This window comes from Microbacterium sp. Leaf179 (assembly GCF_001423785.1).
Classification (GTDB): Bacteria; Actinomycetota; Actinomycetes; order Actinomycetales; family Microbacteriaceae; genus Microbacterium.
The window spans coordinates 25,913-45,004 of the sequence record NZ_LMPH01000003.1 but is presented as its reverse complement, the minus strand read 5'-3'; the positions used below and the strand labels follow the sequence as shown (position 1 = coordinate 45,004).

Annotated in this window: 22 protein-coding genes; 9 read left to right on the top strand and 13 right to left on the bottom strand. The window is 70.0% G+C overall.

Annotated elements, in window-relative coordinates; genetic code table 11:
• Positions 1-72: 72 nt before the first annotated feature.
• On the bottom strand, positions 73-243 hold the full coding sequence (locus tag ASF96_RS11740) for a CsbD family protein (RefSeq protein ID WP_055836137.1): 171 nt from the start codon (positions 241-243) through the stop codon (positions 73-75).
• A gap of 171 nt (positions 244-414) precedes the next feature.
• Between ASF96_RS11740 and ASF96_RS11735 the strand changes: the two genes are divergently transcribed.
• Positions 415-1,740 (top strand): D-alanyl-D-alanine carboxypeptidase, encoded by a 1,326-nt coding sequence (locus tag ASF96_RS11735; protein ID WP_235560601.1) that lies wholly within the window; start codon positions 415-417, stop codon positions 1,738-1,740.
• A gap of 151 nt (positions 1,741-1,891) precedes the next feature.
• On the opposite strand, the gene ASF96_RS11730 is transcribed toward ASF96_RS11735, so the two are convergent.
• The 5 genes from ASF96_RS11730 to ASF96_RS11710 form a co-directional block, all read right to left on the bottom strand.
• On the bottom strand, positions 1,892-2,428 hold the full coding sequence (locus ASF96_RS11730) for a hypothetical protein (RefSeq protein ID WP_055939571.1): 537 nt from the start codon (positions 2,426-2,428) through the stop codon (positions 1,892-1,894).
• On the bottom strand, positions 2,425-2,874 hold the full coding sequence (locus ASF96_RS11725; protein ID WP_055939569.1) for a hypothetical protein: 450 nt from the start codon (positions 2,872-2,874) through the stop codon (positions 2,425-2,427). Before ASF96_RS11725 ends, ASF96_RS11730 begins: the two co-directional genes overlap by 4 nt.
• A 1-nt stretch (position 2,875) precedes the next feature.
• Entirely contained in the window at positions 2,876-3,970 is a 1,095-nt protein-coding gene (locus tag ASF96_RS11720; protein WP_055939566.1) for a hypothetical protein, read from the bottom strand.
• A gap of 247 nt (positions 3,971-4,217) precedes the next feature.
• Entirely contained in the window at positions 4,218-5,291 is a 1,074-nt protein-coding gene (gene ychF / locus ASF96_RS11715) for a redox-regulated ATPase YchF (RefSeq protein WP_055939562.1), read from the bottom strand.
• 119 nt (positions 5,292-5,410) lie between these two features.
• On the bottom strand, positions 5,411-6,160 hold the full coding sequence (locus tag ASF96_RS11710) for a class I SAM-dependent methyltransferase (protein WP_055939559.1): 750 nt from the start codon (positions 6,158-6,160) through the stop codon (positions 5,411-5,413).
• 124 nt (positions 6,161-6,284) lie between these two features.
• Between ASF96_RS11710 and ASF96_RS11705 the strand changes: the two genes are divergently transcribed.
• Together ASF96_RS11705 and ASF96_RS11700 are read left to right on the top strand one after the other, a co-directional pair.
• Complete coding sequence (locus tag ASF96_RS11705; protein WP_055836117.1) at positions 6,285-6,878, top strand: 3'-5' exonuclease; 594 nt, start codon at positions 6,285-6,287, stop codon at positions 6,876-6,878.
• A gap of 52 nt (positions 6,879-6,930) precedes the next feature.
• On the top strand, positions 6,931-8,286 hold the full coding sequence (locus ASF96_RS11700; protein ID WP_055939556.1) for a DNA recombination protein RmuC: 1,356 nt from the start codon (positions 6,931-6,933) through the stop codon (positions 8,284-8,286).
• A gap of 19 nt (positions 8,287-8,305) precedes the next feature.
• Here ASF96_RS11700 and ASF96_RS11695 read toward each other — a convergent pair whose 3' ends face one another.
• A complete protein-coding gene (locus tag ASF96_RS11695; RefSeq protein ID WP_055836109.1) occupies positions 8,306-8,518 on the bottom strand; it encodes a hypothetical protein in 213 nt (70 codons plus the stop codon).
• 212 nt (positions 8,519-8,730) lie between these two features.
• A complete protein-coding gene (gene glpX / locus ASF96_RS11690; protein WP_055939554.1) occupies positions 8,731-9,720 on the bottom strand; it encodes a class II fructose-bisphosphatase in 990 nt (329 codons plus the stop codon).
• A 177-nt stretch (positions 9,721-9,897) separates the two neighbouring features.
• Here glpX and fbaA point away from each other — a divergent pair, with 177 nt between their 5' ends.
• Entirely contained in the window at positions 9,898-10,926 is a 1,029-nt protein-coding gene (fbaA, locus tag ASF96_RS11685; protein WP_055939551.1) for a class II fructose-bisphosphate aldolase, read from the top strand.
• Positions 10,927-11,147: 221 nt separating this feature from the next.
• Here fbaA and ASF96_RS11680 read toward each other — a convergent pair whose 3' ends face one another.
• Genes ASF96_RS11680 through ASF96_RS11660 form a run of 5 tightly spaced genes read right to left on the bottom strand, consistent with a single transcriptional unit; the run spans position 11,148 to position 14,684 of the window.
• Positions 11,148-11,693, bottom strand: coding sequence for an MOSC domain-containing protein (locus ASF96_RS11680; protein WP_055939549.1), 546 nt, complete (start codon positions 11,691-11,693; stop codon positions 11,148-11,150).
• A gap of 58 nt (positions 11,694-11,751) precedes the next feature.
• Complete coding sequence (locus ASF96_RS11675; protein ID WP_055939547.1) at positions 11,752-12,456, bottom strand: anti-sigma factor family protein; 705 nt, start codon at positions 12,454-12,456, stop codon at positions 11,752-11,754.
• Complete coding sequence (locus ASF96_RS11670; RefSeq protein ID WP_082509618.1) at positions 12,453-12,959, bottom strand: sigma-70 family RNA polymerase sigma factor; 507 nt, start codon at positions 12,957-12,959, stop codon at positions 12,453-12,455. The genes ASF96_RS11675 and ASF96_RS11670 overlap by 4 nt, the downstream gene beginning before the upstream one ends.
• Before the next feature lie 52 nt (positions 12,960-13,011).
• Positions 13,012-13,626, bottom strand: coding sequence for a DUF6264 family protein (locus ASF96_RS11665; protein WP_055939544.1), 615 nt, complete (start codon positions 13,624-13,626; stop codon positions 13,012-13,014).
• Complete coding sequence (locus ASF96_RS11660; protein ID WP_181015947.1) at positions 13,623-14,684, bottom strand: 4-hydroxy-3-methylbut-2-enyl diphosphate reductase; 1,062 nt, start codon at positions 14,682-14,684, stop codon at positions 13,623-13,625. The genes ASF96_RS11665 and ASF96_RS11660 overlap by 4 nt, the downstream gene beginning before the upstream one ends.
• Before the next feature lie 66 nt (positions 14,685-14,750).
• Between ASF96_RS11660 and xseA the strand changes: the two genes are divergently transcribed.
• From xseA to ASF96_RS11635, 5 genes are read left to right on the top strand one after another with little or no spacing between them, the layout of a single operon-like run.
• Positions 14,751-16,076, top strand: a complete 1,326-nt coding sequence (gene xseA / locus ASF96_RS11655; RefSeq protein WP_055939994.1) for an exodeoxyribonuclease VII large subunit — start codon at positions 14,751-14,753, stop codon at positions 16,074-16,076.
• 1 nt (position 16,077) lies between these two features.
• Positions 16,078-16,317, top strand: coding sequence for an exodeoxyribonuclease VII small subunit (locus ASF96_RS11650; RefSeq protein ID WP_055836088.1), 240 nt, complete (start codon positions 16,078-16,080; stop codon positions 16,315-16,317).
• Positions 16,317-16,949 carry a DUF4245 family protein gene (locus ASF96_RS11645; protein WP_055939541.1) on the top strand — a complete coding sequence of 211 codons (633 nt, stop codon included), beginning with the start codon at positions 16,317-16,319 and terminating at the stop codon, positions 16,947-16,949. Before ASF96_RS11650 ends, ASF96_RS11645 begins: the two co-directional genes overlap by 1 nt.
• Positions 16,946-17,614 carry a carbonic anhydrase gene (locus tag ASF96_RS11640; protein ID WP_082509617.1) on the top strand — a complete coding sequence of 223 codons (669 nt, stop codon included), beginning with the start codon at positions 16,946-16,948 and terminating at the stop codon, positions 17,612-17,614. Before ASF96_RS11645 ends, ASF96_RS11640 begins: the two co-directional genes overlap by 4 nt.
• Positions 17,615-17,659: 45 nt before the next feature.
• Positions 17,660-19,054 (top strand): class II fumarate hydratase, encoded by a 1,395-nt coding sequence (locus ASF96_RS11635; protein WP_055939539.1) that lies wholly within the window; start codon positions 17,660-17,662, stop codon positions 19,052-19,054.
• The last annotated feature ends 38 nt before the right edge of the window (positions 19,055-19,092 follow it).

The following is a 19,092-nucleotide window of genomic DNA, read 5'->3' as shown; positions in this document are numbered from 1 at the left end:
GCGTCGACTCCCGCACCGCGGAACGACGAATGCCCCGATCCGCGCGGGACCGGGGCATTCGGGGAGGGCGACTTACTTGAAGGCGTCCTTGACGTTTTCGCCGGCCTTCTTGACGTTGGCCTTGCTCTGATCGGCCTGGCCCTCGGCTTCGAGGCGCTCGTTGTCGGTCGCCTTACCGAAAGCTTCCTTGGCCTTGCCGGTGATGTCCTCTGCGGCGTTCTTGATCTTGTCGTCGAGTCCCATGTCGGCTCCTCCCATTAGGTATGCGGGTAATTCCCGTTGCCATCACGGTAGATGGCCGTCCTTTTGGGCTCGGGGGGGCTTGAAATTCGTCGCGACCTGAGCAAGCCGACCGGGATAGGTTCGAAGCGTGCGCCCTGACCCTCGCCTCATCCCGTCGATCCAGGTTGCGCCGTGAGCGCGTCGTCCGGCCCGGGAACGCTCGACGACCTCGTCGACCTTCTCGACGAGTCGCCCGGCGCGCAGCGCGGGAGTGGACGAGCCGGTCGGATCGCCCTGGTCACCTTCCTCGTCGTGGTTCTGATGGTGCTCGCCGGCGGCGGCGGATACGTGTGGTGGGCGTCCTCCGCCGCCCTCCCCGCACCGACCGTCACCTCGGAGGCATCCGCCGTCGCGCCCGGCGCGCCCGCGACGATCGCCCTTCCCGCCGAGGGGGCCATGCTCGTGAGCGTGGCGGGCGGAGAGGACTACCTCGGGCCCGATGCCGCCGGCGCCTTCGCCTCGTCGGGCGGCAACGATCCGCGGCCCCTCGCGAGCGTCACGAAGCTCATCACGGCGATGGTCGTGCTCGATGCGCACCCGCTCGACGGGCCGAACGACCCCGGACCGACCATCTCGTTCACCGAGGCCGACACCGATCTCTACGACCAGTTCTACCTGCAGGGCGTCACGATCGCCCGCATGCCCGATGGCACGTCGATGTCGCAGCGCGACGCGATGGCGACGATGCTGCTGCCGTCCGCGAGCAACTACGCCGTCGCCCTGGCCCGCTGGGGCTTCGGCTCGGAGGGCGCTTTCGTGCAGGCGGCCCGGTCGTGGCTGAGCGCGAAAGGGCTGAACGACACCCGGATCGTGGATGCCACGGGCGTCGACGAACGCAACAGCAGCACGCCCGGTGACCTCGTCGCCCTGGGCCGCCTCGCCGCCGCCGATCCGGTGATCGCGACCCTCACCGCCACCCGCTCGATCAGCGTCGTCGGTCCGGGAACGGTCACGAACACCAACGACCTGCTCGGAACGCTCGGCGTCAACGGGCTGAAGACCGGCAACCTCGGCGACGGCCTGTTCAACCTGCTGTTCACGTCGACCCTCGACGTGGGCGTCAGTGGACCGTTGAAGATCACGGGAGTGCGCATGGGCGGGGCCACGCACGACAGCACCGACGCCGACGTGCGCGCGCTGCTGCAGAGCATCGAAGACGGGTTCCACGATGTCTCCGTCGGCCGGTTGGGCGATGAGGTCGGCACGATCACCACGCCGTGGGGGTCCACGGCCACCATCGTGCTCGCGAAGAACGCCGCATTGCGCACCTGGTCGGACACCCCCGTCGCCGCCTCGCTCGTCACCGTCGCTCCGCGCAGCTACGCCGACGGCGAGGTCGTCGGCACCGTCACCTGGACCGCCGGCCCGAACACGGCGAGCGCTGACGTGAAGATCTCCGGCACCATCGAGGAGCCCACGCTCTGGTGGCGGCTGACCCACCCGGGCGACCTGGGCTGAGGGGCCGGGGCTTCCGGCATCCGGGGTCCGCGGCCGCGGTCGTCCCCGTCTGAGGTCGCGCCCCGAGGGAGTCGAGTCCGGCTGCTCTTGGTGTGACCGCGGTGTCGAGGGTGGGGGCCCCGACGAACCCCGAGCACAGGGCGGCGCGTGTCTAGGCAGTATGCGGCCCTCTGAGCGCGTCCTCGATGACACGGGCATCGACATCGAGGGAGTCGGCCGCGATCGAACGGCGACGTCGTTTGCCTCCGTCGTGAAGGGTGAACTCGACGCGCGCCTTCTGTAGACCGGACGCACGGAACACCTCGACGCTCGTCCCCTCTCGCGGCCACTCCTCCGCACGAAGGCGAGGCGCCAGCGCCGACGGCCGCTCGATGGCCGGAAACAACACGGAGGTGGGGGTGATCGTGACGGCGACCTCGGGCAGGCGCGGACGCCGCCGCAGCTGCCGTGCTCCCAGCACGATCAGCACGAGGGGAACGACGAGGAGCGCACCCACGACGAGGAAGAAGGAGACGTCGACGCCGGCACGCGCCGCGGCGATGAACGGCACCAGCACCAGTACTCCGAGCAACGTCCCGAGGATCAGCATCAGGGTGCCCTGCGTGCGCACGAGCTTGCGGAGGGTCTGCTCGACGGCCGTTCTGTCGGCCTCGTCGTACCGCACGACCACGGTCGCGTCGGAGGTCATCGATCCTCCTCAGCGGATGCGTCGCTCCCACCGTCTGAGTCGTGCACGTAGGTCCAGCCGTTGAGCTCCTCCTCGCGAATGGAGTCCGCCGCGAGGGTCGCCCGACGCATGACATCGGCGGCGTCGGACGCCGCCTGCTCCTCCGACACGGGTGCCGCTTGTAGCCGCGCCCTGTCCACAGCGTCGTCGAGTGCCCGGCGTTGCTGCTCATCGAGCGCCGGCGGCTCCGCGAGAACCTGCATCTGAGACCCGAAAGCCTCGCGCCACTGCGGGTCCGCCAGCAAGGTACGCAGCGGTCGCTTTCCGCTCGCGACGAGGCGCAAGCGGCTGGCGTAAGCCTCGTCGTCCGTCGTGGCGGCGAGTTCCAAGAGCCTCGTCTTCAGGTTCAGGGCGAAGTCGTCACCCGTGGTGCGCAACAGCGCAGCGGACACGTCGGGTCGGTCCATGTCAGGCCTCCGGGATCGAAACGAACTCGATGGTGGTGGTTGCGGAGCCTATGACCGCTCCGGCCGCGATGGCCGTCGACGTCGCGGTCATCATCACGCCCCAGGCCGAAGAGAACGCCTGCACCGCAGCGATGACCGCTGTGACGATGGCGGCGGGCGCCATTCCCCCGAGGGTGAAGAGCGCGGCGACCGCCTCAGCGACCGAAGACACTCCCATCGCCGCGGCGATGATCGCATCGACGAGCGCGTCGAGCGCCGAGAGCATGGCCTGACATGCCCCGTAGGCGGCCCACGCGGCGTTGGTGTACTTCGTCTCGAGGTCGCTGTACACATCGGGCTGGGCCGCGAACGCAGCGACGAGCTCGGCGAAGTACTCGCCCGCCTGGTCCGCACCTTCCCCGCTCGTCCAGGAGGCGAAAACCCCCACGGCGAGGTTGTGAACAGTCCCGGCGAGTTCGTCGAAGAAATCCCCTACGTGACCGAAGGCGCTGCCCGCGAGTGCAACCTTGTCCCAATCACCGCTGAGCTTCTGCGCGAGGAACTCGAAGACATCCTGGCCGCCAGTCCATCCCGGCTGAACCAGCTGAATAGCGCCATTGATGAGCTTACGAGTCAAGAAGGACAGCGAAAGATAGTCGGGCCAGGTGAGGATGCCCCACACGACCTGAAATGCCGGGTCGGCCAAGGACGATTCGGGTGCCACGAGAGCGCCGACGGGAGAGTCGAACGCGAGGGTCTGACGAGCCGTGTCCGCGTCGATCGGCGTCGTCACCGCCGTCGGGTCGAGGTCTCCGAACAGATCGCGGACAGTGACCTGAGCGTCGTACTCGTTCTCGTCGAAGCGCTGAGCGACGTCGTTCAACGCGCCCTGAGTGGCGGCCATCAGCGATTTCGAGCGCAGCAGCCCCGACTCGACACTCGCGGCGAATGAGCTGTGCTCGGCGAGGAGCCAGTTCATCAATTCGCCGGCCACCCACGACTGCGACTTGTCGATATGGGAGTCGAAGTACTCCAGCGCGCGATTGACGTCGGACGCGAGCTCTCCAGACGCCTCGGCGCCCCCTCGAACGACAGACGTGTCGACCTCGATGGTCATGTGTCCCCCCCTGGGTCGTCGACAGCCTACACAGACGGGTCCACGCGACCCGTGCGACGGTCACAGCAGCTTCGCCGACCATCACGAAAACGACGGCGCACGCTCCATACGCGGCCCACATCCACGCTGACAGCGAGCAGATCACGGCTCCTGCAGAATCGCGTCCGTCGGCCGCTACGCGGCACGTCCGGTTCGGTATTGCGGGAGTTGTGCACCACCCCGACGCGAGGCCACGCTCGGGGTCTCCTCAGTTGTTGAAGCGGAACTCCACCACGTCGCCGTCCTGCATCACATAATCCTTGCCCTCGAGGCGGGCCTTGCCCTTCGCGCGGGCCTCGGCGACCGAGCCGAGCTCGACGAGGTCGGCGAACGAGATGACCTCGGCCTTGATGAAGCCCTTCTCGAAGTCGGTGTGGATGACACCCGCCGCCTGCGGCGCCTTCGCGCCCTGCGGGATCGTCCAGGCACGGGCCTCTTTCGGACCCGCGGTGAGGTAGGTCTGCAGGCCGAGGGTGTCGAAGCCGATACGCGCGAGCTGGTCGAGACCCGACTCGTCCTGACCGGTCGAGGCCAGCAGCTCCGCGGCATCCTCGGGGTCGAGGTCGATCAGCTCGGACTCGATCTTGGCGTCGAGGAACACGGCCTTCGCCGGGGCGACCAGGGCGGCCAGCTCGTCCTTGCGCGCCGGGTCGGTGAGCACGGCCTCGTCGACGTTGAAGACGAAGATGAAGGGCTTTGCCGTCAGCAGCCCCAGTTCGCGGATGGGGCTGAGGTCGATCTTGGATGCCGAGAGCAGCACCCCGCGCTGGAGTGCGTCTTCGGCCGCCTTGGCCGCGTCGAGCACCGAGGGGTCGAGCTTCTTGCCCTTGACCTCTTTCTCGTAGCGCGTGATGGCCTTCTCGAGGGTCTGGAGGTCGGCGAGCGCGAGCTCGGCGTTGATGGTCTCCATGTCACCGGCGGGGTTCACCTCACCGTCGACGTGGACCACGTCGTCGTCGGCGAATCCGCGGACGACCTGGGCGATGGCATCCGCTTCCCGGATGTTCGCGAGGAACTGGTTGCCGAGCCCCTCGCCCTCGCTCGCGCCGCGCACGATGCCGGCGATGTCGACGAACGACACCGCGGCGGGCACGAGGCGCTCGCTGCCGAAGACGTCGGCGAGCTGCTGCAGTCGCACATCGGGAAGGTTGACGACCCCGACGTTGGGCTCGATGGTCGCGAACGGGTAATTCGCGGCGAGCACCGAGTTCTTGGTCAGAGCGTTGAAGAGGGTCGACTTTCCGACGTTGGGAAGGCCGACGATTCCGATGGTAAGAGCCACGGGAGTCCAGATTACCCGGCTGCGACGGATCGCACGGCCCCGCACTGTGCCACGCGGGCGCGCGCTGCCCGTCTCAAGGCCGTCTCCTCACGACCGGCGCCTGCGCCGTGCACGAGCGATCAGGGCCGCCGCGCGCGGAACGCGTGGGTGACGTACGGCAGCGCGACTGCGCCGCCGGCGGCGAGTTCGGGAACGGATGCCACCACCTCGTCGACCGCGGCGTCGATACGCGCGCGCTTCTCGGGGTCGGCGGTGATGATGTCGCTGCGCGAGAGAACGAGGTCGCGCAGCTGCGGAAGGGTGATCGTGCGCTCCCAGCGCCACTCGTGGTGCTCGAGCTCGCCGAACGGCGCGGCCACCCGGGGTCCGGTCGTCGCGAGCAGGACCTCGGCATTCGACCCCCCCATGGCGGAGGTCAACCGACGCACCCAGTCGACGCTCTCGTCGCGGATGTTCCAGACGAGGCCCAGCACTCCCCCGCGGCGCAGCACGCGGCCGATCTCGCGAGACCCTTCTTCGGGGTCGACCCAGTGCCAGGCCTGCCCCATGACCACGGCGTCGAGGGCCCCGTCGGGAAGAGGCAGGGCCTCGGCCGTCCCGGCGAACGTGGGCACCCCGCCGACGTTGTGCCGCAGGGTCGCGAGCATGTCCGCATCCGGATCGACCGCCACCACGTCGGCACCGTGCTCCACGATCGTCCGGGTGAGCTTGCCCGTTCCGGCGCCCACGTCGGCGACGCGCAGCGCACGACCCGGTTCGCGCGCGGGCTCGAGCATCCACGCCACGGCGTCGGACGGGTACTCGGGACGCCCGGATTCGTAGGCGGAGGCCGCCTGTCCGAACGACGTCGACTTCTCGCGATCGGTCATGCCCCGACCCTACGCCGACCCTCCGACACCACCGTGGGCGTCGTTGCGGCGTCGGTCCCGGCGACACGCGGGGTTCCCGGCGCGCCTCCCGCCGTCGAGGTCGACCCGCGGTGAAGGTGGTCCCGTGGCTTTGGATTTCACCGCGATCGACTTCGAGACGGCGAACTCCAGCGGCGCCTCCGCGTGCGCCGTGGGGCTCGCCCGGGTGCGCAACGGACGGGTCGTCGCGACCGCGGCGTGGCTGATCAAGCCCCCGAGCGGACACGACCACTTCGCGCCGATCAACGTGGGCATCCACGGCATCCAGGCCGCCGACGTCGCACACGCCGCCGACTGGAGCAGCCAGCTCGCCCGCCTCACCGCCTTCGCCGGGGCCGACGTGCTCGTGGCCCACAACGCCGGGTTCGACATGTCGGTGCTGCGCCGTGCCTGCGCCGCCACCGGCGACGAGTGCCCGCCGTACCGCTACTTGTGCAGCGTGCAGATGTCGCGCAAGACCTACACGCTCGACTCGTACCGTCTTCCGCTGGTGGCCGCCGAGGCGGGCTGCTCGCCGTTCGCGCACCACGATGCCCTGGCCGACGCGGTCGCGTGCGCCGAGATCACGATCGACTGCGCCCGCCGCGCGGGGGCCGACGATGTGCAGGCCCTGGCCTCGCACCTGGGCGTGCGCATCTCGCGCATCCCCGTCGAGTCCGCCGAACGCGCCGTCGCCTGACCTCCCGGCCCGTCTCTCGGGCGATGTCGGAGGTCTGGTGCATGCTGACCCCATGGATGCCATCACCCTCGTTCTCGTGATCCTCGCGCTCGCCCTCGGCGTAGCCGGCGGGTGGGTCGTCGCCTCGGCGCGCGCGGCGGCTCGGGGTGCGGTCGAGCGGCAGGCGCTCGGCGCCCGCGTGGCGGCGGCCGAGACCGCCCGCTCCGGTCTGCAGGCGCAGCTCGATCACCAGGTCGCGTTGTACCGCGAGCTCGTCGGTCAGTCCCGCTCCGACCAGGCGGCGCGCGAAGAGCGGGAGCGGCGCGAGCAGACGGTGCTGCGGGCACTCGATCCGGTGCGCGAGACCCTCGACGCGATGCAGCGCAAGGTCGACGGCCTCGAGCGCGACCGCGTCGAGCAGTACTCCGCGCTCGGTGAGCAGCTGAGGCTCTCGCGCGAGGCCGACGAAGCCCTGCGCGCGACCACCGAATCCCTGGCCTCGGCGATGCGCTCGGGAACGACCCGAGGGGTGTGGGGCGAGACCCAGCTGCGGCGCGTGGTCGAGGCCGCGGGCCTCACGCGGTACGTCGACTTCGATCTGCAGGCGGCGGTGTCCAGCGACGCCGGCGCCGGTCGCCCCGATATGGTGGTGCGCCTCCCCGGGGGAAAGGCGCTGGCCGTCGACGCCAAGGTCCCCCTCGAGGCGTACCTGCAGGCCAGCGCCATCGCGGTCACCGCCCAGGGCGACGAGGGCGCGCGCCGGGCGAGCCTGCTGTCGCGCCATGCCAAGGCGGTGCGGGCGCACGTCGACGCGCTCGCGAAGAAGACCTACTGGGCAGGTCTCGCCTCGAGCCCCGAGTTCGTCATCTGCTTCCTCCCGAGCGAATCGCTGCTCGCCTCGGCCCTCGACGAAGACCCGGCCCTGCTCGACTATGCGTTCACCCGGCGCGTGGCGCTCGCGTCTCCCGTCAACCTGTGGGCGGTGCTCAAGACCGTCGCGTTCACGTGGACGCAGCAAGACGTCTCCGACGAGGCGCGCACCCTCTTCACACTCGGCACCGAGCTGTACGAGCGAGTCGGCGTTCTGGCCGGGCACGCCAACGACCTTCGTCGAGCGATCGAGAAGACCGTCGACAGTTACAACAGGTTCGCGGGCTCGCTCGAGTCACGCGTCCTGGTGACGGCCCGCAAGTTCCCGGGTATCGACGAGACCAAGCTCGACGCCGTCGCCGCACCCGCCGCGCTCGACGCGACCCCGCGTCGGTGGACGGCGCCCGAGATGATCGAGCTCGACGACATCACGACGACCGACGGCGCGGCCGATCCGCACGAAGCGGAGTCCCTCGGGTCACCGAACGGCATCGTGGTTTCGGCCGATCTGGGGGGCGTGCGCGAACGCGCCGGATTGTCCGAGGATCGTCACGACTGAGACCCGCCGGGCCTCGAGCTCAGGAGCCGCCCGGAACCCAGCTGAGCAGGCTGATCACCGCAGCCGAGACGCCCACGAAGGCACCGACCATCCACCAGGCGCTGATCTCGTGCCCCTCGTCGCGGCGAACGCGAAGCAGGACATCGGGGCGACGTGCGGGGTCCACCGCGCTGGCCACCACCGCGTGCGCACCTGTCTGAGGTGCGGTCGAATTCGTCGGAGCTGCTGCCATGGACGATCCCCCTTCGGGTCTCGGAAGTCACAGCGTCGCCGTTGACACTGCTGACGATTCTGCCAGACAGCCCCTCCGACACCGGTCACGCTTGCGTCACGACACGCCCGGCTGTAGGTGCGCATCCGCTGAGCGCGGCGTGCCGGGGCGGCCTGCACGGCCCGTCGGGGTGAGACTGCACGCCCCGAAGCCGCGGCTCCTCCCCTAAGGGGTCAGAGCCACTTCGACGTGAGGTGCTCCGACGTGATGCGACGCAGAGTCCCCGAGGCGCCGCGCAGCACGACACTCTCGGTGTACAGGAAGTCTCCTTCGCGGCGAACGCCCGCGACGAGCTGACCATCGGTCACGCCGGTGGCGACGAAGATCGTGTTCTTGCCCTTCACCAGACCATCGGCCTCGTAGACCTCGCCGTCGACCTGCAGTCCGGCGTCGCGGCCCTTCTGCTTCTCGTCGTCGTTGCCCGGGGTCAGAACGCCCTGGATGTGACCGCCGAGCGCCTTGATCGCGCACGCCGTCACGATGCCCTCGGGGCTGCCGCCGATGCCGACGCACATGTCGGTGCGGGCGTTGTGGCGGGCCGCGTTGATGCCTCCGGCGACGTCGCCGTCGCTCATCAGGCGGGTACCGGCTCCGGCTTCGCGGATGTCGGCGATGAGCTTCTCGTGGCGCGGACGGTTCAGCACCGACACGACGATCTCGTCGACGGGCTTGCCGAGCGCCTTGGCCAGCAGACGGATGTTCTCGCCGATCGGCAGGCGGATATCGACGACACCGACGCCCGCGGGACCGGTGACGAGCTTGTCCATGTAGAACACGGTCGAGGCGTCGAGCATCGTGCCGTGATCCGAGACCGCGATGACCGACAGGGCGTTCTGGCGGCCGGCGGCGGTCAGCGAGGTGCCGTCGATCGGGTCCACGGCCACGTCGCAGCGGGGGCCGCGGCCGCTGCCGACGCGCTCCCCGTTGTAGAGCATGGGGGCGTTGTCCTTCTCGCCCTCGCCGATGACGATCGTGCCGTCGAAGTCGACGGTGCTGAAGAAGGCGCGCATCGCGTCGACCGCGGCGCCGTCGGCGGCCTCTTTGTCGCCGCGACCGATGAAGGGAACGGCGCGGATGGATGCCGCTTCCGTCGCCCTCACCAACTCGAGAGCCAGGTTTCGGTCGGGATGCAACGGGCTCATGTCGGCAGTCAGGCTCACCATGTGGCCACTGTATCCACCGGGAGCGCGACAATCCCGGGATTTGACCGACGCCAAGGCGAAGGAATCGCTCTTCTTAACGAATGGGCAGAAGTGCACCGTTCCTACCGAGGTCGCACCGTCACGATCCGGCGCCTTCGCTAGGCTGACGGTGTCCCGACAACACCAAGGAGCACCTCCATGCCCGTCGCTTCCCCTGAGCAGTACGCCGACATGCTCGACCGCGCCAAGGCCGGCAGCTTCGCGTACCCCGCGATCAACGTCTCGAGCTCGCAGACCATCAACTCGGTGCTCCAGGGCCTGACCGAGGCCGGCTCCGACGGCATCATCCAGGTCACCACCGGTGGTGCCGACTACTTCGCCGGTCACACGGTCAAGGCCCGCGCCACCGGCGCCCTCGCCTTCGCCCGCTACGTCACCGAGGTGGCGAAGAACTACCCCATCACGGTGGCCCTGCACACCGACCACTGCCCGAAGGACGCCCTTCCCGGCTTCGTCCTGCCGCTGCTCGAAGCCTCCGAAGAAGAGGTCAAGGCCGGTCGCAACCCCATCTTCCAGTCGCACATGTGGGACGGCTCGGCCGTTCCCCTCGATGAGAACATCGACATTGCGGCCGAGCTCCTCCCCCGCATGAAGGCCATCAACGCCATCCTCGAGATCGAGGTCGGCGTCGTCGGCGGCGAAGAAGACGGCGTGCAGCACGAGGGCTCGAACGACGCGCTCTACACCACCGTGGCCGACGTCACGAAGGCCGTCGAGCGTCTCGGCCTCGGCGAGAACGGCCGGTACATCTCGGCCCTCACCTTCGGCAACGTGCACGGCGTGTACAAGCCCGGTGGCGTCAAGCTCCGTCCCGAGCTGCTCGGCGAGATCCAGGAGGGCATCGCCGCCAAGTTCGGCACCGGCCCCAAGCCCCTCGACCTCGTCTTCCACGGCGGCAGCGGCTCGACCGATGAAGAGATCGCCCTCGCGGTGGCCAACGGCGTCGTGAAGATGAACATCGACACCGACACCCAGTACGCCTTCACGCGCTCGATCGCGGGCTACATGTTCTCGAACTACGAGGGCGTGCTCAAGCTCGACGGCGAGGTCGGAAACAAGAAGCAGTACGACCCCCGCGCCTGGGGCAAGGTCGCCGAGTCGGCCATGGCCGTCCGCGTGGTCGAGGCCACGAAGCAGCTCGGCTCGTACGGCCAGTCGAAGAGCTGACCCACCCGCACCACCGCGAACGCCCCGGCCTCGGCCGGGGCGTTCGTCGTTTCCGGATGCCACGGCCCGAACCTGGGCCGCAACGTGCGCCCGCCGTGCACGACGGCAGCTCAGCCCGGCGACATGCTGATCTCACGCCGCCGCGAACGGCGTGTCATCGAACCGCCCCGCCGTTCTGCGCGCACCCCGCCTCAGGTGACCGGATGCCAAGACCCCGCGTCTCAGCCCCGGTACACCTCGAGCACCGTCGGCGCGCCCTCGGGCGACGACACGATCTCGATCGCATCGCCCGCCCGCACCTCCCCCGCGCGTCGCACCCGCAGGTACGCGCCGAGGCGCCCCTCGTCGGAGAACCGCTTCACCCATCCGCGCGCCGCGGCGCCTCCGACCCAGCGCGCGAACGTCGCGCAGGGGGTGCGGGGCATCGTCACCTCGACCTCGACGGTGTCGCCGATGCGCCACACCTCACCGATGCGGGCGCCGTTGACGTCGAGACCGTCGACGCGCAGGTTCTCGCCGAACCAGCCGGCGGGCAGCTCACGGTCGAGTTGCCCCTCCCAGAACTCGGCGTCGTCCTGCGCGTAGGCGTACACCGCCTTGTCGGGGCCGCCGTGGTGCTTGCGGCTCGCCTGCACGTCGGCGCGGACGCCGAGCTTGCCGACGCGCACCGCCCCGTCGAGCGGGCGCTTGTCGATCGCGGTGACGCCGATCGACCCGGCATCCGGGTGCAGGCGGTGACCGGCGCAGACGGCGACGAGACGGGGCATGCGACGATGCTACGGCCGTCCCGATCGCCGCGCCGACCCGCCGAGGTGGCGCCGCGCGTCAGGGCGTCGCGAAGTCGCGCCGCATGATCACGCGGTCGCCCTCGACGGTGCGGATCTCGACCGAGCCGATGCTCGAGGCCGCTAGATCGGTACCCGCGCTCAACTCGGTCGTCGCCCCGGGGCCGGCCCGCCAGGTCGACAGCACGCTCGTCGCACCTGTCTCATCGGTGATCGCGAGCGCGTAGGGCCAGCCACCCGGAGGCGCGTCGAGGACCTGCCCGGTGTACTCGCACACCAGGTCGATGCGGGTGCCCCACGGCACCGACGTGAGCTTGACCGAGGCTTCGATGGGCGCCCCCGCGACGTCGTCGAGGGCGTAGACCGCGCCCGACGATGAGCTGACGGCGTTCGTCACCGCGATTCCCGCCGGCACGGCGACCGCGATGAGGGCGATCGACGCCGCGAGCGTCCAGGCCGTGGCCCGCCGCGCGCGTCGACGCCGCGCCGCCTCGACCACCCGGCCCCGCAGCGACGGGTCCGGCGCCGCGATCGGCACCGGTCCTGTCGTCGCACCGACCGCGCGGGCGCGATCGGCGGACACGCGTGAGAGCAGTCCGGCGGTGGGCGCGAGGTCGGCGACTGCGGCACGGCACTCGGCGCAATCGGACAGGTGCGCTTCGAACTCGGCGCGGTCGTGAGCGTTCAACGCCCCGAGCACGTAGGCGCCGTCCCACATCGACAGACGTTCATGATCGACGCTCATCGGGTCACCCCTCTTTCCTGCAGCGCGAGCCTCAGCGCTCGCACTGCGTAATGCAGTCGCGATTTCACCGTTCCGGCCGGGATGCCGAGTTCTTCGGCGGCCTGCGCGACGCTGCGGCCCCCGTAATAGGCGCTCACGATGACCGCACGGTGGTCGGGGGTGAGGGTGGCGAGCGCCTCCTCGACGAGGAGCGCATCGAACATGGCATCCGTGTCGTCGTCGCGCACCGTCTCGGGCAGTTCGTCGACCGGCAGCTCGTGCCGTCGCCGCGCGCTGCGCGCTTCGTCGATCACGATGTTGCGCGCCACGGTGTACATCCACGAACGAAGGCTCGCGGGCTCGTCGTTCATCACGCGCGGCGTCCGCCACGCGCGCAGCAGCGTCTCTTGCACAACGTCGTCCGCGCCGGCGTGATCGCCGGTGAGGCTGACCACGTACCGCCACACGGGCACGGCGTGGGCGTCGTACAACGCCGTCAGCTGCGCGTGTTCATCTCGCACCACGCCGGTCCCCTCTCTTCGTTCACGGGGAACACGGGATACCGGGCCCGACGGTTCAGTTCGGGACGCTGCCGATGATCGCCGTCATGAACTGCTGGTCACCGACCAGGGCCAGCGTCACGCAGAGACCGGCCAGCAGCGCCGTCACGACGAAGCCCGCGAGCGGGATCCAGAACGCGACGCGCCCGCGACGCAGGCGACGCCAGGTGAGCACCGCGGTGAGCAACCAGCCGATGCCGTAGACGAAGGCGGCCGCCGCACCCCAGAGGTACCCGGCCGACAGGTTGGTGTAGCTCGCGTCGACCCCGAGGATCTTGGCGGCGGTCTCGGCGTACGTGGGGAAATCGAGCAGCTGCACGATCGTCGACACCGTCGATACCAGTCCGTACGCGAGCAGACCGCCCGTGAGGATGCGGTCCCAGAGCGGGCCGCGCAGGCCCACGCGCCCGGCGCCGGCCGGCGGGGTCGCCTTCTCGGCCACCGGCGCGACGGGCTCGGGCTGCGGTGCGACCCCGGCCTCGAGCGCCTCGGTCACCTCGGGACGCTGGATGCGCGCGCGCTGTTCCTCCGGCGTCGCGTACTCGCCGTACTGCGGGCGGGGGCGCGCGTCGACGTCGCTCGCGCGCGCGTCATCGCCCGGGGCGGTCGACCGTTCTGCCCCGTCGCTCACGCGCTGCTCCGGCCGCCGAGCGCGCGGCTGTCGCGCTTGCCGCTGGCATCCTGTCGCAGTTCCTTGGGGAGCGAGAAGATCAAGTCCTCCTCGGCGGTGCGCACCTCTTCGACATCGCGGTAGCCGGCGCGGGCGAGCTCTTCGAGCACCTCGCTCACCAGCACCTCGGGCACCGAAGCGCCGCTGGTGACGCCGACGGTCTCGACACCGTCGAGCCACTCCTGCTTCACCTCGTCGATGTAGTCGACGCGATAGGCGGCCTTGGCGCCGTACTCGAGGGCGACCTCGACCAGACGCACGCTGTTCGAGGAGTTGGCCGATCCCACGACGATGACCAGGTCGGCGCCGACGGCGACCTTCTTGATCGCGACCTGACGGTTCTGGGTGGCGTAGCAGATGTCGTCCGAGGGCGGGTCCTGCAGCTGCGGGAAGCGCTCGCGCAGGCGCCGCACGGTCTCCATCGTCTCGTCGACCGACAGCGTGGTCTGCGAGAGCCAGACGACCTTCGACGGGTCGCGCACCTCGATGGCATCGGCGTGCTCGGGAGAGTTGACCACCGTCACGTGCTCGGGGGCCTCGCCCGCGGTACCCTCGACCTCTTCGTGGCCTTCGTGGCCGATCAGCAGGATCTCGAAGTCGTCGCGCGCGAAGCGCACGGCCTCGCGGTGCACCTTGGTCACGAGGGGGCAGGTCGCATCGATCGCCTGCAGACCCCGATCGGATGCCGCCGACACCACGGCGGGCGACACCCCGTGCGCGCTGAAGACGACGTGCGATCCCGGGGGAACCTCGTCGACCTCTTCGACGAAGATCGCCCCCTTCTTCTCGAGCTCGGTGACCACGTGGATGTTGTGCACGATCTGCTTGCGCACGTACACGGGCGCGCCGTAGCGCTCCAGGGCCTTCTCGACGGCGATGACCGCGCGGTCGACGCCCGCGCAATAACCGCGCGGCGCCGCCAGCAGCACCTTCTTCTTTCCCTGTACGGGGATATCCTGGAGCCGCCCGCGTCGACCCGGGATACGGGGAACGGGCAGTTGGACGACAGGTGTGCTCACCCCTCGATTCTATCGGGGCGCCCCTGGATGCCGGCCGAACCGGCCACCTCGACCCTTCCGGAGACCATGACCTCGTTCCAGCCCGAGACCATCGCGGGGCAGGCACCGCCCGCCGACTCCGTGCACCCCCGCGAGTCGAGCACCGATGCGCCCACCTCGGTGTCGCGGCTGAACGACACCATCCGCGGCTTCATCGAACGATGGGGTTCGGTCTGGGTCGAGGGCGAGATCACCTCGTTCAACCGGCGCGGCGGCAACGTGTTCGGCCGTCTGAAGGACCTCGGCACCGAATCGACCGTGGCGTTCCGCATCTGGTCGAGCACGCTCAATCGCCTCCCCCCAGACCTCAAGGTGGGCGACCGCGTCGTCGCGTGCGTGAAGGCCGACTACTTCCCCCGCACGGGCGACTTCTCGTTCGCCGTGTCGGCGATGCGGCACGTGGGGCTCGGCGAACAGCTCGAGCGCCTCGAGCGCCTGCGCGTGCAGTTGCGGTCCGAGGGTCTGTTCGACCCGGTGCGCAAGAAGAAGCTCCCCTTCCTCCCCCACTGCATCGGGCTCATCACGGGTGAGAACTCGGATGCCGAGAAAGACGTGCACCGCAACGCCGAGCTGCGCTGGCCCCGAGTGAACTTCCGGACGAAATACGCCGCCGTGCAGGGCGAGCGCTGCGTGCCCGAGACGCTCGCCGCGCTGAAGGCGCTCGACGCCGACCCCGAGGTCGACGTCATCGTCATCGCCCGCGGCGGGGGCGATCCGCAGACGCTGCTGGGCTTCAGCGACGAACGACTCGTGCGGGCCGTGGCCTCGGCATCCACCCCGATCGTCAGCGCCATCGGGCACGAGAACGACCGCCCCCTGCTCGACGACGTCGCCGATGTGCGCGCATCGACCCCCACCGACGCCGCCAAGCGCGTCGTGCCCGACGTGGCCGAGCAGCGGGCGATCGTGGCGCAGCTGCGAGCCCGGCTCACCGGCCGACTGACCCAGCGCGTGCTGCACGACATCGCGCAGCTCGAGCAGATCCGCTCGCGCCCGGCGCTGCGCACTCCGCACTCCATGCTCACCTCCCGTGCGCAGGAGCTGTGGATGCTGTCGAATCGGGGCCGCGACATCGTCGACCGTCGGCTCGAGAGCGAACGTCGCCGCACGCGCGAGCTCAGCGCGGGCCTGCGCGCGCTCTCTCCGCTCGCCACCCTCGCCCGCGGATACGCGATCGTGCAGAGCGACAGCGGCTCCGTCGTACGCGACGCCCGCGACGCCCCCGCCGGCGGCGCCCTGAAGATCACCGTCGAACAGGGCACGCTCGCCGCGCGCTCCGAGGGCGCCCTGCCCGACGACCGACCGCTCGATGCCGAGGCACCGGGCGACGGCGCGACCGCGCGTCCCGCCTAGAATGGATGCCATGACCGCGACGACCCCGGGCTCCGCCTCCGACGTCGCCACCCTCTCGTTCGAGCAGGCCCGCGACGAACTCGTGCGCGTGGTCGCCGAGCTCGAGCAGGGTGCCCCCACGCTCGAGGAGTCGCTGGCGCTCTGGGAACGCGGCGAGAAGCTCTACGCGCGCTGCGAAGAATGGCTCCTGGGCGCGAAGCGCCGGCTCGATGCCGCTCGCGGTGACGCAGGGGACGACTGATGGCCCGCGTCGTCGCCCATCTCGGCCGCCCCGAGACCCCGCAGGAGGCGGCCGACCGCAAGGCCGAGTCGTCGCGCCGGTATCGCTCCAGCAAGACCTTCCGCAACCTCATCGCCGCGCTGCTCGTGACCGTGGCCGTGGTGCTCGTCGTCGTGGCCGCCGTGCCGCGTGGCGAACCCGCACCCCGTCCCGAGCCCGACGTGGTCGCCCTCGCGGCTGATCTCGAAAGCGATCGCGGGCGTCCGGTGCTCACCCCCTCGCTCGGCGAGGGGTGGCGCGTCAACCAGGCCACCATCGAGGGCAGCGGCGGCACGCAGGCGTGGACGATGGTCTACGTGCGCTCCGGTGAGTCCGGCTTCCTCCGGATCGCGCAGGGCTTCGACGCCGACGAGGCCTGGGCCGGACAGCTGCTCGACGGAACCCGGGCCACCGACACCACGACGATCGACGGCATCGAGTGGAACGTCTACCGCCCGGCGAACCCCGCGGGCACCGGCAACATCGACTACGCGCTGGCCACCGCCGCCGGCCCCGACTACGTGCTCGTGTACGGCGACGCCGCCCCCGAGACCGCGGCCCTGGCGGCCGCCTCCGTGACATCCCAGATCGAGCAGTTGAGAGAGGTCCCGTGAGCGAGCGCATGACCCCCCACCAGGTGTGGGAGCAGATGGTCGAGGGAAACCGTCGTTTCATCTCCGGCGCACCCGCCCACCCCCGGCAAGACGTCGAGCGTCGCGCCGAACTGGCCTCCGCGCAGCACCCTTCGGCGGCACTGTTCGGCTGCTCCGACTCGCGCCTCGCGGCCGAGATCATCTTCGACGAGGGCCTCGGCGACCTGTTCGTCGTGCGCAACGCCGGCCAGGTCATCTCCGACTCCGTGATCGGCAGCCTCGAATACGCCGTGGGCGTGCTCGAGGTCCCCCTCATCGTGGTCCTCGCCCACGACGCGTGCGGCGCCGTCGGTGCGGCCATCGAGAGCACCGGGGTCGATGCGCCCACCCTGCCCGCGTACATCTGGCGCCAGATCGCCCCGATCGTCCCCGCGGTGCGCCGCGTCCAGCGCGCCGGCGCCGTCGAGGGCCGCGTCCCCGACGCCGTCGATCCCGAGCTGGTCGGCCGCGAACACCTGCGCTACACCGTGGGCGAGCTGCTGCGGGCGTCCGAGCTGATCAGCGAAGCCGTCGCCGAGGGCCGCTGCGCCGTGGTGGGCGCGAACTACCGACTCGACGAAGGGGAAGCCTTCCCCGTCGTCATCGTGGGCGACATCGACGACTCGCGCGTCGAAGCGCCCGCGTGATGAGCCCCAACTGAAGCAGAACGACCGACCTGGAGGAACGACGACGTGACCGACATCGAGTACCGCATCGAACACGACACCATGGGTGAAGTGCGCGTGCCGAAGGACGCCCTGTACGCCGCGCAGACGCAGCGCGCCGTCGAGAACTTCCCCATCTCGGGCTCGGGCCTCGAGTCGACGCAGATCGCGGCCCTCGCCCGCATCAAGAAAGCCGCCGCCCTGGCGAACAAAGAGCTGGGCACGCTGGATGCCGGTATCGCCGACGCCATCGCGCAGGCCGCCGACGAGGTCGTCACCGGTCAGCACGACGCGCACTTCCCCGTCGACACGTACCAGACCGGCAGCGGCACCTCGTCGAACATGAACATGAACGAGGTGCTCGCGACGCTCGCGACCCGCATCCTCGGCTCGACCGTGCACCCCAACGACCACGTCAATGCGTCGCAGTCGTCGAACGACGTCTTCCCGACCTCGGTGCACATCGCCGTCACCCAGGCGCTCATCACCGACCTCATCCCCGCCCTCGACCACCTCTCGGTGGCGCTCGAGGCCAAGGCCGACGCGTGGAAGGGCATCGTGAAGTCGGGGCGCACCCACCTCATGGATGCCACCCCCGTCACCCTCGGTCAGGAGTTCGGCGGCTACGCCCGCCAGATGCGCCTGGGCATCGAGCGCGTGCAGGCCGTACTCCCCCGCGTCGGCGAGGTCCCGCTCGGCGGCACCGCCGTCGGCACCGGCATCAACACCCCGCTCGGCTTCCCGCAGAAGGTCATCGAGCTGCTCGCGGCCGAGACCGAGCTGCCCATCACCGAGGCGAAGGATCACTTCGAGGCCCAGGCCAACCGCGACGGTCTCGTCGAGGCATCCGGGGCCCTCCGCACGATCGCCGTGTCGCTGACGAAGATCAACAACGACATCCGCTGGATGGGATCGGGGCCGAACACCGGCCTCGGCGAGCTGCACATCCCCGACCTGCAGCCCGGATCGTCGATCATGCCCGGCAAGGTCAACCCGGTCGTCCCCGAGGCCACCCTCATGGTGTGCGCCCGCGTCATCGGCAACGACGCCACGGTCGCCTGGGCCGGTGCGTCGGGCTCGTTCGAGCTCAATGTCGCCATCCCCGTCATGGGCACGGCGCTGCTGGAGTCGATCCGCCTGCTCGCCAACGCCATGCGGGTGCTCGCCGACAAGACGATCGACGGCCTCGAGGCCAACGTCGCTCGCGCCGAGGCGTTCGCCGGCATGTCCCCCTCGATCGTCACCCCGCTGAACAAGGTCATCGGCTACGAGGCCGCCGCCAAGATCGCGAAGCACTCGGTCGCCAAGGGCATCACCGTGCGCGAGGCCGTCATCGATCTCGGCTACGTCGAGCGCGGCGAGATCACCGAAGGGGTGCTCGACGCCAAGCTCGACCTGCTGTCGATGACGCACCCGGGCTGAGCCGCACGACGACGACGCCGAGGCGCGCCATAATCGGA

Excerpts from the sequence above, each read along its gene's own strand:
- ASF96_RS11740 (WP_055836137.1), bottom strand. The coding sequence starts at position 243 with ATGGGACTCGACGACAAGATCAAGAACGCCGCAGAGGACATCACCGGC.
- ASF96_RS11730 (WP_055939571.1), bottom strand. The coding sequence starts at position 2,428 with ATGACCTCCGACGCGACCGTGGTCGTGCGGTACGACGAGGCCGACAGA.
- ASF96_RS11725 (WP_055939569.1), bottom strand. The coding sequence starts at position 2,874 with ATGGACCGACCCGACGTGTCCGCTGCGCTGTTGCGCACCACGGGTGAC.
- ASF96_RS11720 (WP_055939566.1), bottom strand. The coding sequence starts at position 3,970 with ATGACCATCGAGGTCGACACGTCTGTCGTTCGAGGGGGCGCCGAGGCG.
- ASF96_RS11710 (WP_055939559.1), bottom strand. The coding sequence starts at position 6,160 with ATGACCGATCGCGAGAAGTCGACGTCGTTCGGACAGGCGGCCTCCGCC.
- ASF96_RS11700 (WP_055939556.1), top strand. The coding sequence starts at position 6,931 with ATGGATGCCATCACCCTCGTTCTCGTGATCCTCGCGCTCGCCCTCGGC.
- ASF96_RS11695 (WP_055836109.1), bottom strand. The coding sequence starts at position 8,518 with ATGGCAGCAGCTCCGACGAATTCGACCGCACCTCAGACAGGTGCGCAC.
- glpX (WP_055939554.1), bottom strand. The coding sequence starts at position 9,720 with ATGGTGAGCCTGACTGCCGACATGAGCCCGTTGCATCCCGACCGAAAC.
- fbaA (WP_055939551.1), top strand. The coding sequence starts at position 9,898 with ATGCCCGTCGCTTCCCCTGAGCAGTACGCCGACATGCTCGACCGCGCC.
- ASF96_RS11680 (WP_055939549.1), bottom strand. The coding sequence starts at position 11,693 with ATGCCCCGTCTCGTCGCCGTCTGCGCCGGTCACCGCCTGCACCCGGAT.
- ASF96_RS11675 (WP_055939547.1), bottom strand. The coding sequence starts at position 12,456 with ATGAGCGTCGATCATGAACGTCTGTCGATGTGGGACGGCGCCTACGTG.
- xseA (WP_055939994.1), top strand. The coding sequence starts at position 14,751 with ATGACCTCGTTCCAGCCCGAGACCATCGCGGGGCAGGCACCGCCCGCC.
- ASF96_RS11650 (WP_055836088.1), top strand. The coding sequence starts at position 16,078 with ATGGATGCCATGACCGCGACGACCCCGGGCTCCGCCTCCGACGTCGCC.
- ASF96_RS11645 (WP_055939541.1), top strand. The coding sequence starts at position 16,317 with ATGGCCCGCGTCGTCGCCCATCTCGGCCGCCCCGAGACCCCGCAGGAG.